The following is a 780-nucleotide window of genomic DNA, read 5'->3' on the forward strand; positions in this document are numbered from 1 at the left end:
AATGGAATCAAGTTGTACGAATCCGTTCAATAAAGGCAAAAACATTTAAAGAAGCAGCTGAAGTACTTGGTACATCAAGCTCAACAGTGATTCGTCGCTTTAAAGAAGTAGTAAAGGAACAATTAAATGAAGGGGTTCATTTACCAAAATGTATCGCGATTGATGAATATAAAGCAGATACCGATGCGGGAACTTATCAATTAATTATTGCCAATGCGGAAACACATGAACCAATTGATATTTTACCAAATCGTAGAAAAGAAACCATTAAGGATTACTTGATGAAATACGGTGCAGATGTAGAAATTGTGGTTATGGACATGAATCCAAGCTTTAAAGCAGCAGTTAGGAAGGCGTTAAATCGCCCGATTATTATTGCGGATCGCTTTCATTATTGTCGTTATATTTACTGGGCACTAGATGAAGTACGTCGAAATGTTCAAAAAGAATGGCATGCATATGATCGAAAGAAATGTAAGAAAATGCGTCATGTACTATATAAACGATTTGATAAGTTAACAGAAACGAATCGTTGGTACTTAAATCGTTACATAGGAATGTCGAAGGAACTAAAGCAAGCCTATGAATTAAAAGAAGCTTACTGCGAATGGTTTGATTGGGCAAAAACTTCAAATGATTTGATAGAAATAAAAAAAAGATTAGAAGCCTTTTACCGAAAGGTAGAAAAAGCAAATATTCCGGCATTTTTAAAGGCCATTCAAACGCTAAAAAATTGGCAAGTTGAAATTTTAAATAGTTTAAGTTTTGGATATTCAAATG

The 780-nt window shown here is 33.8% G+C and carries 1 protein-coding gene; it reads left to right on the top strand.

Annotation, left to right across the window (positions count from 1 at the left end; all coding sequences use genetic code 11):
- Positions 1-780 (top strand): ISL3 family transposase (locus tag CD30_RS19215; RefSeq protein ID WP_036180862.1); only part of this gene is annotated, 780 nt, incomplete at both ends.

The organism is Ureibacillus massiliensis 4400831 = CIP 108448 = CCUG 49529 (genome assembly GCF_000772965.1).
GTDB classification, from domain to species: Bacteria; Bacillota; Bacilli; order Bacillales_A; family Planococcaceae; genus Ureibacillus; species Ureibacillus massiliensis.